Genomic DNA, 13,581 nt, shown 5'->3' with positions numbered 1-13,581 from the left:
CAATTGATCTAGGATTCTTCGAGAAGTTCGAGAATTCTTTCCTTTTCTTTTGTATCCGCCGGATAACAAAGAGTATGTTGAATGACCGAAGTCTGAAAGTCTTTCGACTTACGATCCGTCTCGCTGAGACGATTTTTGATTTTACGTATGAGAACCTGGGTCTCTTCCCTATCTTTTCCGTCCAAAACAACGGCATATTTTCCCTGTCCGACCCGATAGTGAAAATCGACTTCGGACAGATTGTCCTGGATTGCCTTTCTCAATTCCTCGCTATAATTCACGAAAAATCCGGATCCTTTCAATTTTACCATTCTAAATATATTCTGAACTTTGAATATAGTTAGACTGAAACAACTTTTTAGCCTAGCAGATTTAAGAATCATCTCATCGATTTTTTCTTCGATAGGACTGAACGGATCCTTAAATACCGAATCCCGTTCCTGCACAAGCAATAAGTTAGAAAATACGGGTGCAAGTACCTCAGAGATTCCAACCGCAGTCTCACGATCCGAATCAGTCCAAGGAACTTCCGTTTCATGGACGATCCACATTCCCACGAGCCAATGCAAATTGATAAAAGGAATCACTATAAAATCGGACATGAGTCCAAGTTCGTCGTTCGATAATTTCTGTACTAACTCGGGATGTTTTCTAAAATTTTCGATCCGGAATACTCCCGGAATGTTGGAAACGATTCCCACAATCGAACTCTCCAAGGGCAACCTGAAACTTCCCACATGTTCCGGAGTGAGTAAATTGGAAGCGAATACCCGAAATTCGGTCTTGGTATGCCCGTCCAAAATCATAAACGTGGCGCGACGGATTTTTAACTCCTCTTGAAAAGCGGAGAACAATTTATCGTAAGCTTCGTCCATACTACGTACGGAAGCAAAATCTCTCGCGAGTGAAATGATGAGTTCGTTAGTTCGGACCGCCTCTTTTAAAATCTGATTTTCCTGATGAAGCAATTCGGTATCGCAGATTCTTTTGTATACGGAACCGGCAATCTCCCCTACAATCTTTAAGAATTCAAGATCCTCAATCGTGTAATCCTCTCCGCTGATCGTCTTACTCAGAAAAATGATCCCGAAAAATTCATCCACTGTTTGGATCGGAACGAGAAGTTCGGCTTCAGATTGTTCGATGATCTCTCGCTCTTTGGCCGGAAGTATAGGTTTAAGAAGTTCTTTCGCATAAAGTACAGATCCCGCATTATGTACCGCGTGATAGATCTCCTCTTCCGAAGAGATAGTCCATTCTTGGTTGAAGTTTTCTCCCTGATAGTCTTCTAAACGGAAAAAATCCTGACTTCCGTTTTTGGAAGAAAAGATACCGATCGACTCGGAACCGATCTGACCCATAATAGAAAATAATAGGTTTTCGAAAAAGTTCGCAAAGTCAGTGGAAACTCCGATCTCCTTACTGATCTCGAAAACGGAAATATAATTCTCCAATTTTTTTCGGGAAGCAATTTGCAGATCAATCGGGGAAGTAGTGAAATTAGAATCATCGTCGAATAAAAATTCTGACTTTTCGGAAGCAGAGACGTTCGGATCTTTTTTAGGAGGAGTTCTATGCGCTTCCCGTTCCGCTTCCTTAACCCAATCTTCGAACGGATCCTCTTCCATAGACGTTATGCTATCATCTAAATTCGGAACTGTTTGTGTTTTTTCCCCATCCAAATCTTTTGGGACAATTTTTTCCGAATCCATTTCTTCCAAAGTTGCGAATTCCATATCCGTTATGGAATGTTCAATCCCTTCAGAAGTTGTATCTTCGAAAAGATCGTCAAAGGAAATATCATCGTCGACTTCATTCGAAACCGCAAATTCAGGAATAGGAGTTTCATCCGGAGCAGAAAATTCCTCCGAAAGATCCGGAAATGAGTCCTCGTTTTCGGCAGTACTAGAATCAAAATCCGAAAATTCGTTTTGAACTTTTTTCTCGTCCGGTTCGGATATATTTCCGCCTAACTCCGGAAGAGAAAATTCTTCGGAATAGGGCAGATCAGATTGAAGATTGTATATGGATTCTTCCGAAAAAGTTTGCGACTCAACGGAAGGATCGGTAAACGATTGGGAAGAGAAAGTTTCCCTTTTTTCGATCTCCTTTCTCATGCCAAGGGCCTTTTGTAAAAAACCCTGTTTGCGCTGAAAGGATTCCGATTTTTTAAGCAAGGATTTTTTTTCTCGACTTGAAGAAGTCGCAGAAGATGTTCCGGATGGATCCGATCGAACTAACTTACTGACCCGTTCAAGTAATCCCATCGGTTATACACCGATCTGCTTCATTAGTTTTTTATAAAGTTCAAAATAATCAGAACGAGAGAATTCCCGAATCAAATCGTCGGGGAGATTTCCGAGCAATTCGTCCAAATACGTCATGATACGTTTCATCTCTTCCTTGGACGGAGTCTCTCCCGAAACGCCTTCTTTGATTGAAGTCTCCTCTTGATCCGGAGTTTTACGTAGTTCTTCGATCGGAGAGGATTTCTCCTCTTCCGCATATTCGTCCAATACGATGATCATTTCGTCTTCGCTTGCGGCACCCTCTGTCGGAGCAACCTGGGAGACGTTCTCCTTGGAAACGTCATCATCAATGGAATCAAAAGCATCCAAGTCGGAAGTAGGAGGCAGCTCTCCTAAAATCTCGCTTAAATCCTTCTCCTTTACAGTAGCAGACGAATCCTCAAGTAGTTCCTCTTCGGAAAGTGCGGTCGTATGCTCCTCTGTTTGTTCGGAAACGGGAGGGTCCCAATCCATCTCGGAACCCGGAAATTCTTCTAAAGTGTTTTCCGAAACATTCGACTCCTCGTCGTCCGTAAGAATATGATCCAATTCGTCCAAGGAAAGTGCAATCGGCTCGTTATCCTCCGATTCGAAAGAAGTTGTTTCCAAGGTTTGCGTCGGTTCAAAATCGCCCGTAGAAAGATCGAAGTTTTCAAGAGCTAAGAAATCTTCTTGTGGTGGTTGTATATCTCCAATATCGTCTAATTCGTCTACGGGCAACGAAATCGAATCTTCTTCCTGCAAAGAAGTTTCATCAAATAAGGAAGAACTTGGAGTTTCCTCTTCATCGGAAGACAATAAATTTCCAAGTTCCTCTTCGGAGAGAGCGATCGATTCTTCATCCTCTCCTTCCGATTCGAAAGGAATTGTTTCCGGTTCAAAATCGAAGGAAGAATCCGACAGGGCCTCTTCCTCAAGACCAAACTCATCCGGTCCACCTAAGTCTTGTTCTACGGGAAGGGAGTTCTCTTCGAACATGGACTCTTTCGGTAACTCTCCACCACCAAGCAGATCATTTTCAAATCCATCAGTTTCTGTCAAAGCTCCCGTACCTGAATCGTCGGAAAGAAGGTCTCCAAGCTCCTCTTCGGAAAGTGCGATCGCATCCTCCTCTGTTTGTTCGGAAACGGGAGAGTCCCAATCCATTTCGGAACCCGGAAATTCTTCTAAAGTGTTTTCCGAAACATTCGACTCCTCGTCGTCCGTAAGAATATGATCCAATTCGTCCAAGGAAAGCGCAATCGGCTCGTTATCCTCCGATTCAAAAGGAGTTGTTTCCGGTTCAAAGTTGATGGAAGAATCAACCGGCTCTTCGTTTTCAGACGCAAGTAGGTTTCCCAATTCTTCGTCAGAAAGTGCAATCGGCTCGCTATCCTCCGATTCAAAAGAAGTTGTTTCCGGTTCAAAATTGATGGAAGAATCAACCGGCTCTTCGTTTTCAGACGCAAGTAGGTTTCCCAATTCTTCGTCAGAAAGCGCAATCGGCTCGCTATCCTCCGATTCGAAAGAAGTTGTTTCCGGTTCAAAGTTGATGGAAGAATCAACCGGCTCTTCGTTTTCAGACGCAAGTAGGTTTCCCAATTCTTCGTCAGAAAGTGCAATCGGCTCGTTATCCTCCGATTCGAAAGAAGTTGTTTCCGGTTCAAAGTTGATGGAAGAATCAACCGGCTCCTCGTTTTCAGACGCAAGTAGGTTTCCCAATTCTTCGTCAGAAAGTGCAATCGGCTCGCTATCCTCCGATTCGAAAGAAGTTGTTTCCGGTTCAAAGTTGATGGAAGAATCAACCGGCTCTTCGTTTTCAGACGCAAGTAGGTTTCCCAATTCTTCGTCAGAAAGTGCAATCGGCTCGTTATCCTCTGCTTCAAAAGAAGTTGTTTCCGGTTCAAAGTTGATGGAAGAATCAACCGGCTCTTCGTTTTCGTCGAGATCCGTATGCGTGATAAAGTCGGGCAAGTCATCATCTGCCATAGAGTTCGTAACGACCGTTGACTCGTCCGTCGTTGTATTCATCAGTATGTCATCCGGTTCACTTCCGGAAAATGCGATCGAATCGTCTTCTTCCGATTCATCAAAAGTAGTTCCAAATATAGCATCCGTCTCTGGAAGTTCTTCTCCTTCCAAGATACCGTCCAACTCCGAATCAGATAAAGTAATGTTCTCTTCTTCTGAACCAAGGGAGGGTGAAATAAGATTCGGAAGCGGTTCATCCGCAGAAACAATCTCTTTGAGTTCGGGTAACGCAATCGAACCTTCTTCGTTCAAGAAGTCGTCTTCGTGGGAAGAAATATTCTCTTCTTTGTCCTGATCAAAAGGATCGAATTCCTCTATATTGTCCGATTCTTCCCCGAAGTCGATCGCGTCAGACTCCTCAGTTAAATAATTGTCCAATTCAGAAAAGTCCATTCCCTCGTCGGGAGCGGAATCGCCAGGATTAAAAAAGGAATCATCGGATTCTAAATTAGAAATATTTGATGTAGGTAAATCAACAAAATCCCCTGTGTCTAATAGTTTTTCGATTTCCACATCGACGATAGGATCGGTCAATTCTAGATCTTCCAAACTTGGATTGGAGGAAACAGGATCTGTCTCTTCTGGATGAAAATAAAAATCGTTTTCGAAACTAGACGGATATTCCTCTCCCGAACTAGCGACTAGACTTTCCAAAGGATCGGAATCTATACTCAGATCCTCTAAGCCGTTCAGCTCTGAAGATGATTCGGAAGCGAGCATGGAGTCTATATCGTCGAATTGTAATTCATCTCCACCTGAATTGTCGTCCTTGATCATGTCGTAGTCTTCCGCCATCTTTCTATAGTAACATTATTCTCTCAGTTCGATCGCCTGTCCGTCCAGGATTTCCCGGTCAAGATCCTGTTCTTTTGTCGAAGGTCTTTTAAACCCTCCCGCCATACGAACCAAGTCCTCCAAAGTATCTCCTCTATAAAGGCTATAAACTCCAGGGTTTACGATATTTCCTCGAATCGATGCGGAAATAGGTTCTGGTTCGAATATACTTCGGACTAGATTTCGATTTCTTCTCAAGAAGAAACCGAAACTTAGAAATAAAATCAGTACTACGAAAATACGGATTTTAGTTTTCATAAGTTTTCGTTCCTAATTCTCCATTGTATTCGGAGAAAAGAAAATCTCTGCTACTATTTTCGGAAAAGAGCACCCCCAAAAGTTAGCGGGATGCGACTAAAATTCGGGTTTTTGTTTTTTGGAGGAGAAGATTTTTAGAATCGGATGGAGAAAGTTTTTCTGCTTCGGCTAAAGCCTTTTTTTCGACCTCTACGTCGATGTCTTCTTTGAGAGCGCCGTGGTCGGTAAGAATACTGATGGAATTTTCCTTTACTTCGATAAATCCACCTTCAATAGACAAGACCTTCAATTTCTCTCCCTTGCGGATTTCGAGAATTCCGATTCCCAAGGTTGCGACCAAAGGAGCGTGGTTTGGAAGGATTCCGAAGAATCCTTCGCTGCCCGGAACGACCAAAGAATCCACCTCGCCCTTATAGAGAATTTTCTCAGGGGAAATAACAGATACGTTCAGTTTATTCGCGGCCATTCGCGCTTATCCTTTATAACCTTTCGCTTTTTCAATAGCGTCGTCGATAGAACCCACCATGTAGAACGCTTGCTCAGGAAGGTGATCGTAATTTCCGGAAATCACTTCTTTAAAGGAACGGACTGTGTCCGCGAGTTTTACATATTTTCCAGGAGCTCCGGTAAATACTTCCGCGACGTGGAAAGGCTGAGAAAGGAACTTCTCGATCTTTCTTGCTCTCGCAACGAGAACCTTATCATCCTCGGAAAGTTCGTCCATACCCAAAATCGCGATGATATCTTGAAGATCTTTGTATCTCTGAAGAATTCTCTGAACTTCACGCGCCACAGTGTAGTGCTCTTCTCCAAGAACCTGAGCGTTCATCACGCGGGAAGTGGAATCGAGCGGGTCGACCGCGGGATAAATCCCTTTGTCGGAAATCGCACGGGAAAGAACCGTAGTCGCATCCAAGTGAGCGAATGCATTCGCAGGAGCCGGGTCAGTCAAATCGTCCGCAGGAACGTAAATCGCCTGAACGGAAGTGATCGATCCTTTTTTCGTGGATGTAATCCTTTCTTGAAGCGCACCCATCTCCGTGGAAAGAGTCGGCTGATAACCTACTGCGGACGGCATTCTTCCGAGAAGTGCGGAAACTTCGGAACCCGCTTGAGAGAATCGGAAGATATTGTCCACGAAGAGAAGAACGTCGGTTCCGATCGAATCGCGGAAGTGTTCCGCCATTGTAAGAGCGGATAACGCGACACGAAGACGAGCGCCCGGAGGCTCGTTCATCTGACCATAACAAAGAACGGTTTTATCGATCACCCCGGATTCTTTCATCTCTCTCCAGAGATCATTTCCTTCGCGGGTTCTTTCCCCCACTCCGGCAAATACGGAAAATCCACCGTGTTGTTTTGCGATGTTGTTGATGAGCTCCTGAATGAGAACCGTCTTACCTACTCCGGCACCTCCGAAAAGGCCGGTCTTTCCACCTTTGATATAAGGAGCGAGAAGGTCGATGACCTTGATTCCCGTTTCGAAAACTTCCGTTTTAGAAGTCAGTTCGTCGAACGCGGGAGCTGGTCTGTGGATCGGGCGAGTTTCTTTCACGGTGATCGAAGGACCTTCATCGATGGTTTTACCGAGAACGTTGAAAATTCTCCCCAACGTCGCGTCGCCTACGGGAACGCTGATTGGTTTACCAGTGTTCACGACTTCTTGTCCGCGGATCAGACCATCCGTGGAAGAAAGAGCAATCGCACGAATCGCCTTTCCTCCGATATGAGTCTGCACTTCCGCGATGAGAATTTCTTTTTTTCCGGAAACGGTCGTCTCGATTTCGAGTGCGTTATAAATTTCGGGAAGTTCTCCGTTTTCGAACTCAACGTCCAAAACGGATCCGATAATCTGCTTGATTTTACCTTTATTCATCCAAGTCGCTCCAATGCCATGTAAATTAGTTCAGTGAATCCGCTCCGGCAACAATCTCGGAAATTTCCTGAGTAATTTTTGCCTGTCTAACGCGGTTGTATCCGCGGGTGAGCAGTTTGATCATTTCAGAAGCCGCGTCTGTCGCGGACTTCATTGCGATTCTTCTTGCGATCTGCTCGGAGCAGTTCGCTTCCAAAATCGCTTTTAAAAATGCGGTTTTTACAACAAGAGGAAGAAGAGATTCGAGTACTTTTTCGGGACTCGGTTCGTAAACCACCAAATCGTTTCCATTTCCTTCTTTAGCGGGTTCGAAAGGGAGCACTCTCGTAACTTCCGGTTTTTGAGACGCAGAAGAATAATAAACTGTGGATACGATCTCGACCGCGTCCACTTCTTCCTTCGCAAACAGTTCTAAAAACAGATTCGCAAATTCTTCCGCTTCTTTGTATCCGGATTTGTCGTCGAGATGAGTGAACGTTTTTTCGGCCTTCTCCCCTGCGAACTTGAAAAAGGAAATTCCTTTCTTACCCACGATAAAGAGTCTAACGTTAATCCCCGCCTTTTTCCATTCTTGAACCTTCGCTTTTGCAAGACGGTTCACGTTGGAGTTGTATCCACCGCAAAGACCGCGGTTCGCGGTGATTACGAGAAGTGCGACGGTTTTTATTTTTTCCGGCCTTCTCAAATACGGACTGTGAACCAATCCGCCGAGAGAAGCCAGAGAAGACACGAGTTCCTTAATCTTGTTGGAAAAAGGATGAGAAGCGTTCACCCGATCGCTGATTTTTTTGGACTTGGCCGTTGAAACCATTTCCATCGTCCGGGTGATCTTTCTCGTGTTCTTTACCGAGGTGATTCTTTTCTTTATTTCCCTTGGAGTTGCCAAAGCAGAACCTCTATCTCAGTGCTTTCTTAAAAATTCTTCGGCGACCTGACTCAGAACTTCGCCGAGTTTTTCTTCGTCGGAGATTTTCTTTTCTTTGCGAATCGCTTCCAAAACTTCGGAATGTTGTTCCTTGATCGTAGTTAAAAGATACTTTCCGTATTGCTGAACTTTCGCGACCGGAATCTTATCCATAAATCCTCTGGTGACCGCAAAAATTTCCACCACCTGTTCTTCCACCGGAAACGGAGAAGAAACGGGCTGCTTGAGCATTTGAACGATTCTGTTTCCACGATCAAGCTGTGCTTGGGTCGCAGGATCGAGTTCGGTTCCGAGCTGAGCAAAAGCTTCCAAGTCGCGGAACTGTGCAAGTTCGAGTTTCATTTTTCCCGCAACTTGTTTCATCGCTTTGATCTGAGCCGCAGATCCTACCCGAGATACCGAAATTCCTACATCTACCGCAGGACGGTTCCCGGATGCGAACAGGTTGGACTGAAGATAAATCTGTCCGTCCGTGATCGAAATCACGTTTGTAGGAATGTATGCGGAAACCTCGCCTTCCTGAGTCTCGATGATCGGAAGCGCGGTCAAAGAACCTGCACCGTATTTGTCATCAAGTTTCGCAGCTCTTTCGAGAAGTCTGGAGTGAAGATAAAATACGTCACCTGGATACGCTTCCCGACCCGGAGGACGACGAAGCAGAAGAGACATCTGACGATACGCAACCGCTTGTTTCGAAAGGTCATCGTAGACTACGAGAGTCGCTTTCTTTTCGTTATACATAAAGTATTCCGCCATACTACATCCGGAATAAGGAGCAATATATTGAAGCGGTGCGGGCTCCGCAGCGGTCGCGGAAACCACGATCGTATATTCGAGTGCACCTTTGTTTCTGAGCATTTCCACAGTAGAAGCCACAGTGGAAGCCTTTTGACCGATCGCTACGTAAACGCAGATTACTCCCGTGCCCTTTTGATTGATGATGGTGTCGAGCGCAATGGAAGTTTTTCCGGTTCCGCGGTCACCGATGATGAGCTCTCTTTGTCCGCGTCCAATCGGTATCATCGCATCGATCGCCTTGATACCGGTTTGCATCGGCTCGCCAACTGGTTGTCTCATCGCGATTCCGGGTGCCGGAGATTCCACGGGTCTTGTCAATTTCGCGTTGATCGGGCCTTTTCCGTCGAGAGGTTCGCCTAACGGGTTTACTACGCGACCGAGAAGTTCGGGACCGACGGGAACTTCGAGAATTCGATTAGTCCTCTTTACGGTAAATCCTTCTTGGATTTCGAGGTAGTTTCCGTAAACGACCACACCCACCGAATTTTCTTCCAGGTTAAACGCCTGTCCGAAAATTCCGTTTTGAAACTCGACCATCTCTCCAGACATCACATTCTTGAGTCCGAATACACGGGCGATCCCGTCTCCGATTTCTAAAACCGTTCCAACTTCCTCAACGCTGAGGTCTTTTTTATAATTTAAAATTTCTTGTTTGAGAACGGACGTAATTTCGTCTGTCTTAATTTTCATAGACGGCTCCAACCGGTAATTTCTTTTCCAACATGGCTTTTTTGATTTCCCCGAGCTGGGAAGCGATGGACTTTTCGATTTTTAAGTCGTTGAATTGTACTACAAATCCGCCCAGAAGAGCTTTATCTTCCGAAACTTCCAGAATGAATTCCGATTTGAATTTTTCAGAAAGGATGGATCCAAGTTTAGTGATTTGAGTAGGTTCTAAAGAAGGATAACTTTTTACTTGTGCACGAACCCTTCCCTTTTTCTTATCTAACTCTACGGTAAACTGTTTTTGAATTTCGGGAAGGTTGATAAATCTTCCTTTGTTTAAAAGTACTCCGAGAAAGTTTAGAGTTACGTCCAAAATTTTTCCCCGGAGATTTTTTCCCAAAGTATTTTCTTTCTCTTCGATCGACACAGTGGGAGAAAGAAAAAAGTTTCTGATCTTTTCCTCTTTGAAAAGAAGCCGAACCAAATCACCGAGTTCTTGTTCCACTTCCTCCGGAGAATTTACAACTCCTAAAAGTGCGGACGCATATATCTTTGAAACACCGGAATCGTTCATTGGTTATGCGCTCAGTTTCCCCAGTTTATTCAACTCGGTTTCGATAAAAGCCTTGTAGTCTTCCGCTCTTAATTGTTTTTCCAAAACCTTCCCTGCAACGGTAATCGTCATTTCTACAAATTGAGTCTGCAGTTGTTCCAGAGCCTTTCCTTTCGCGAGTTCGATTTCTTTCACCGCCTGATCTTTCTGAGCCTTCACTTCCTGGTTGGTTTCTTCCAGTAATTTGTTCTTCAGTTTCAAAGCGTCGGATTTGGCCTCCGCGACGATTGCATTCGCTTCGTCTCTTGCAGAGTCAAGTCTAGCTTCGTAATCCTTCAGGAGAGCTTCCGCCTCCGAACGAAGTTCTGAGGCCTTTTCGATGTCGTTCTGTACGGCCTGAGCTCTTTCATCGAGAGCCTTTAGAATTACATCCCAGGCAAACTTTTTCAGGACTAAGACTACGACCAAAAAGGTAATCAGAGTCCAGACTACTAGACCCGGATTTACATCTAAGAGGCTCAATCCCTTAGCAGCTAAGAGTATCAACTTTTACTTTCCTTTTTCTTCGGTTACTACAGGTGTGGAAGCCTTTGTTTGGTTGGCAACAGTTGCTTTCAGACCTTCGTTCAGAGTTCCCGCCGCTTGGAAAGCGATCACAAGAGCAAACAATGCCGCCCCTTCGATCAACGCAGCGGCGATAATCATTGCGGTTTGAATTTTACCACCCGCTTCTGGTTGTCTTGAAATTCCTTCCGTAGCAGAACCACCAATCCTTCCAATCCCGAGAGCCGCTCCGAGAATTGCGACCCCTGCAGCGATTCCTACGCCGATATATCCTAATCCAAATTCCATATTGCCCAATTGTCTCCTTGTTGATTCAATATTCCTACAATCAATGCCTATGCATGCTTAGTCCTACGAATAAGGAAGTAAGCAGAACGAAAATATACGCTTGGAGAAACGCTACAAAAATCTCCAAAACATAGATGAGTCCTGAACCAATGATCGAAACTGGCACGATTCCCCAAGACTGAAACTGAAAGATAAAACCCATCAACGCGAGAATGATAACGTGTCCCGCAGTCATGTTCGCTAAAAGTCGCACCGTAAGCGCGAATGTTTTTGCCATCGGAGAAACAATGAACTCCAGAGGCCACATGATTAAGTAAAGCGGTAAAGGAACTCCATTTGGAACGGAATGCCAGATGAACTTAGGTCCTTGATAAACAAAACCCGCCGTATAAATGAGGAACATCGTAAGTAGTGCGAGAGTCATCGTAACGGAAATATCACCGGTAACCGTGATCCCGCTCCAGATTTTCGCGACAAAAGGAGCCTCGTGAGATCCATGTCCCCCGTGGGCTGCAATCAACTTTTCGGGAACCGGAGTGATCAGACCGATCTTGGTCGCTGCGATCGCTCCGTATTCTTTTCCGACTACGAGTAACTCTCCAACAGAAGGAACAAGTCCCATCAAATTACAGAATAAAATGAAGAAGAACAAAGTGAAAATGTAATGATAGTAGCCGTGACCGTGTCCGTGCATACTTTCGTCTACGATATCTTTGCGTAAAAAGTTCACGAAAACTTCCACGGTGTTTGCGAAACGGGATTGAACTTTCAGAGGATTCTTTGCAATGATTTTCGCCGCAGGAATAAAGATAATAAAAAGAAGAAAAGCTACGATCCACATCATTGTGACTCGTTTCGTTATGTGCATGTCGAAACCACCGACATAGTGAAAACGTTTCCCGGTTTCGTGATCGGTAAAGATCGAGGAAGTGGAGGAATCAAAATCCGTTTCCCCTTCGAAAACCTTTACCCCACCGATATTAAACGGAAATTCGGCACTGTCCATCAAATGATGAACGATTACTTCGTTCAAATCGAAGACCTTATGTGAAGATTGCTCCGATGCAAATATTTGGATTGGTAAAAGTACGACTAAGAGTGCAAAGAAGATGAACTTTTTTGTCATAAAAGAAGTCTGGTTTAAATACATTTTTTCAAATCAAAAAAGGGGACCGTCTCGAAATACGAACCACCTGCACAGAATTGCAGGATATTCCGGTTTTTTTATTTTATTACATTTCCGGAAGATTCAGCTCGCGAATACAACTATTAGAAAATGGCTGAAATGGGCAATCAAAAAACCGATTATAAAATCAGAACTATCGTTCTGCGAAACTGCAATCCAAACAGCGATTCCGTTACAAAAAAATGAAGCCGCCATTATACCCATTTGAATTCCCACTCCTTTTTCGGAAAATCGAATGATCGTGAAGATTTTGAAAAGGTAAAAAGGAACGAGCAAAAATAAGGCGAGAATACTTCCTGAAAGAAATTTCCTTTCGGGATAAAAAATCTCATAGATCGAAAACAAAACGAGAACCAGGAAACCTAGTCCTAAAAGGTACTTCTTCCAACTCATACTGCGTTCACTTCCTTTGAATTCCAGGAAGAAGCGATCGCAACGGGGGTATATTCAAATTTAGTAAATTCTTTAAAATTCAGTATGAGTTCCTACTTTTTGTAATGGCCCCGAATTCGTATGAGCTCCTACAATTTGTGGCTGGTCAGTCGGTTCGTATGTATGAATGTATTCTTTTTCAGCGAGTCTTCGTTCTTGGCCGAAAGACTGTTCAATTTTGAGGAATCTCCGCCGATACCGCGCTGCAATTCTCTAAGTTTTTCGGAAATTCGGTCGAGTTTTGGATGAGAATTCAAGACGAATTTGAAATCAGAGAAGAAAGAAGCAAAATCTCCGCAGAATTAAAAGAAATCAGAACTTACAAAGAATTACTCGGAGCGTAATTCAAAAAAACGTCGACCAGAATTCCACGCTTTATTTTATTCTTTTTGAATATAGTCCTCAAGGCACCGAGAAATATAAGAATTAAAATTCAACGCACTTTTAACGAGAATATAATTTCGCATAGATTCTTGTATGGAAACAAACCTACAGCTCTCAAATAAAAACAGACAAGATACGACGATCACAAATCGAAGGAAGAACGATTTCCGGATATTCAATTTAAAACTCATGTTTTAACTCTCGAAAGAAATACTTCACTATTGTCCATTGGACAAGATCGCGCAAACCATTCGTTGAAAGTTGTCGAAAACGATGTTTTAAAAAACGGCCCCCACTCCAATTTTTCCGCCATAATCGTAGCCTACAATTTCCCCAGTATAATAACGACCAAAACCCATAAAGTGAACGTAAACCGCTCCCGATTGAAAACGCCATCCGAAGTTGATTCCGAACCGACCTATACCCGATCCCCCTCCCGCAGTCAGATATAAATTGGGAAATGTTCCGCTTTCGTTTCTATTGCTATACAAAGAATTACTTCCTCTTATACCTAACTTT

The 13,581-nt window shown here is 43.9% G+C and carries 13 protein-coding genes and 1 pseudogene (1 of these 14 running past the window's edge); all 14 read right to left on the bottom strand.

Translation table 11 applies throughout. The annotated features are described in order from the left end of the window. Positions 1–8: 8 nt before the first annotated feature. Entirely contained in the window at positions 9–2,117 is a 2,109-nt protein-coding gene (locus LEP1GSC190_RS06560; RefSeq protein WP_420844303.1) for a GAF domain-containing protein, read from the bottom strand. After that, a pseudogene (locus tag LEP1GSC190_RS21000) lies at positions 2,099–2,267 on the bottom strand (GAF domain-containing protein); the annotation flags it as partial. The pseudogene LEP1GSC190_RS21000 and the gene LEP1GSC190_RS06560, both read right to left, overlap by 19 nt. 3 nt (positions 2,268–2,270) lie before the next feature. Then, positions 2,271–5,075, bottom strand: coding sequence for a hypothetical protein (locus LEP1GSC190_RS06555; RefSeq protein ID WP_117344717.1), 2,805 nt, complete (start codon positions 5,073–5,075; stop codon positions 2,271–2,273). Positions 5,076–5,108: 33 nt separating this feature from the next. Next, a complete protein-coding gene (locus LEP1GSC190_RS06550; RefSeq protein WP_004280445.1) occupies positions 5,109–5,390 on the bottom strand; it encodes a polysaccharide biosynthesis/export family protein in 282 nt (93 codons plus the stop codon). A gap of 82 nt (positions 5,391–5,472) precedes the next feature. Beyond that, on the bottom strand, positions 5,473–5,856 hold the full coding sequence (gene atpC / locus LEP1GSC190_RS06545) for an ATP synthase F1 subunit epsilon (protein WP_002762124.1): 384 nt from the start codon (positions 5,854–5,856) through the stop codon (positions 5,473–5,475). A gap of 6 nt (positions 5,857–5,862) precedes the next feature. Beyond that, positions 5,863–7,266, bottom strand: a complete 1,404-nt coding sequence (gene atpD / locus LEP1GSC190_RS06540) for a F0F1 ATP synthase subunit beta (RefSeq protein ID WP_002762142.1) — start codon at positions 7,264–7,266, stop codon at positions 5,863–5,865. A 25-nt stretch (positions 7,267–7,291) separates the two neighbouring features. Beyond that, the gene (gene atpG / locus LEP1GSC190_RS06535; RefSeq protein WP_002762108.1) at positions 7,292–8,152 is read right to left on the bottom strand and encodes an ATP synthase F1 subunit gamma; all 861 of its coding nucleotides are present in this window, start codon (positions 8,150–8,152) and stop codon (positions 7,292–7,294) included. A 15-nt stretch (positions 8,153–8,167) separates the two neighbouring features. Continuing rightward, positions 8,168–9,679 carry a F0F1 ATP synthase subunit alpha gene (atpA, locus tag LEP1GSC190_RS06530; RefSeq protein ID WP_004280810.1) on the bottom strand — a complete coding sequence of 504 codons (1,512 nt, stop codon included), beginning with the start codon at positions 9,677–9,679 and terminating at the stop codon, positions 8,168–8,170. Then, complete coding sequence (atpH, locus tag LEP1GSC190_RS06525) at positions 9,669–10,229, bottom strand: ATP synthase F1 subunit delta (RefSeq protein ID WP_002762140.1); 561 nt, start codon at positions 10,227–10,229, stop codon at positions 9,669–9,671. Before atpH ends, atpA begins: the two co-directional genes overlap by 11 nt. A gap of 3 nt (positions 10,230–10,232) precedes the next feature. Next, entirely contained in the window at positions 10,233–10,754 is a 522-nt protein-coding gene (locus LEP1GSC190_RS06520) for a F0F1 ATP synthase subunit B (protein ID WP_002762253.1), read from the bottom strand. A 3-nt stretch (positions 10,755–10,757) separates the two neighbouring features. Beyond that, the gene (locus tag LEP1GSC190_RS06515; RefSeq protein ID WP_002632911.1) at positions 10,758–11,060 is read right to left on the bottom strand and encodes an ATP synthase F0 subunit C; all 303 of its coding nucleotides are present in this window, start codon (positions 11,058–11,060) and stop codon (positions 10,758–10,760) included. Positions 11,061–11,100: 40 nt separating this feature from the next. Further along, a complete protein-coding gene (gene atpB, locus LEP1GSC190_RS06510) occupies positions 11,101–12,210 on the bottom strand; it encodes a F0F1 ATP synthase subunit A (RefSeq protein ID WP_004279953.1) in 1,110 nt (369 codons plus the stop codon). A 99-nt stretch (positions 12,211–12,309) separates the two neighbouring features. Continuing rightward, on the bottom strand, positions 12,310–12,639 hold the full coding sequence (locus LEP1GSC190_RS06505) for a hypothetical protein (RefSeq protein ID WP_002762269.1): 330 nt from the start codon (positions 12,637–12,639) through the stop codon (positions 12,310–12,312). 701 nt (positions 12,640–13,340) lie between these two features. Next, on the bottom strand, positions 13,341–13,581 hold the 3' portion of the coding sequence (locus LEP1GSC190_RS06485; protein ID WP_002762160.1) for a hypothetical protein. Its footprint extends 482 nt past the window's final position; 241 of the gene's 723 nt are visible here — the last part of the coding sequence; its start codon lies beyond the right edge, outside the window; it ends in the stop codon at positions 13,341–13,343.

It is taken from the genome of Leptospira mayottensis 200901116 (assembly GCF_000306675.2).
Classification (GTDB): domain Bacteria; phylum Spirochaetota; class Leptospiria; order Leptospirales; family Leptospiraceae; genus Leptospira; species Leptospira mayottensis.
The sequence above is the reverse complement of the archived record's forward strand: the minus strand, read 5'-3'. Positions and strand labels throughout refer to the sequence as shown.

Bases quoted from the DNA above. Each gene is read 5' to 3' on its own strand.
- LEP1GSC190_RS06555 (WP_117344717.1), bottom strand. From the start codon at position 5,075: ATGATCAAGGACGACAATTCAGGTGGAGATGAATTACAATTCGACGAT.
- LEP1GSC190_RS06515 (WP_002632911.1), bottom strand. From the start codon at position 11,060: ATGGAATTTGGATTAGGATATATCGGCGTAGGAATCGCTGCAGGGGTC.
- atpH (WP_002762140.1), bottom strand. From the start codon at position 10,229: ATGAACGATTCCGGTGTTTCAAAGATATATGCGTCCGCACTTTTAGGA.
- LEP1GSC190_RS06550 (WP_004280445.1), bottom strand. From the start codon at position 5,390: ATGAAAACTAAAATCCGTATTTTCGTAGTACTGATTTTATTTCTAAGT.
- atpA (WP_004280810.1), bottom strand. From the start codon at position 9,679: ATGAAAATTAAGACAGACGAAATTACGTCCGTTCTCAAACAAGAAATT.
- atpB (WP_004279953.1), bottom strand. From the start codon at position 12,210: ATGTATTTAAACCAGACTTCTTTTATGACAAAAAAGTTCATCTTCTTT.
- LEP1GSC190_RS06560 (WP_420844303.1), bottom strand. From the start codon at position 2,117: ATGAGAAAGGAGATCGAAAAAAGGGAAACTTTCTCTTCCCAATCGTTT.
- atpC (WP_002762124.1), bottom strand. From the start codon at position 5,856: ATGGCCGCGAATAAACTGAACGTATCTGTTATTTCCCCTGAGAAAATT.
- atpD (WP_002762142.1), bottom strand. From the start codon at position 7,266: ATGAATAAAGGTAAAATCAAGCAGATTATCGGATCCGTTTTGGACGTT.
- LEP1GSC190_RS06505 (WP_002762269.1), bottom strand. From the start codon at position 12,639: ATGAGTTGGAAGAAGTACCTTTTAGGACTAGGTTTCCTGGTTCTCGTT.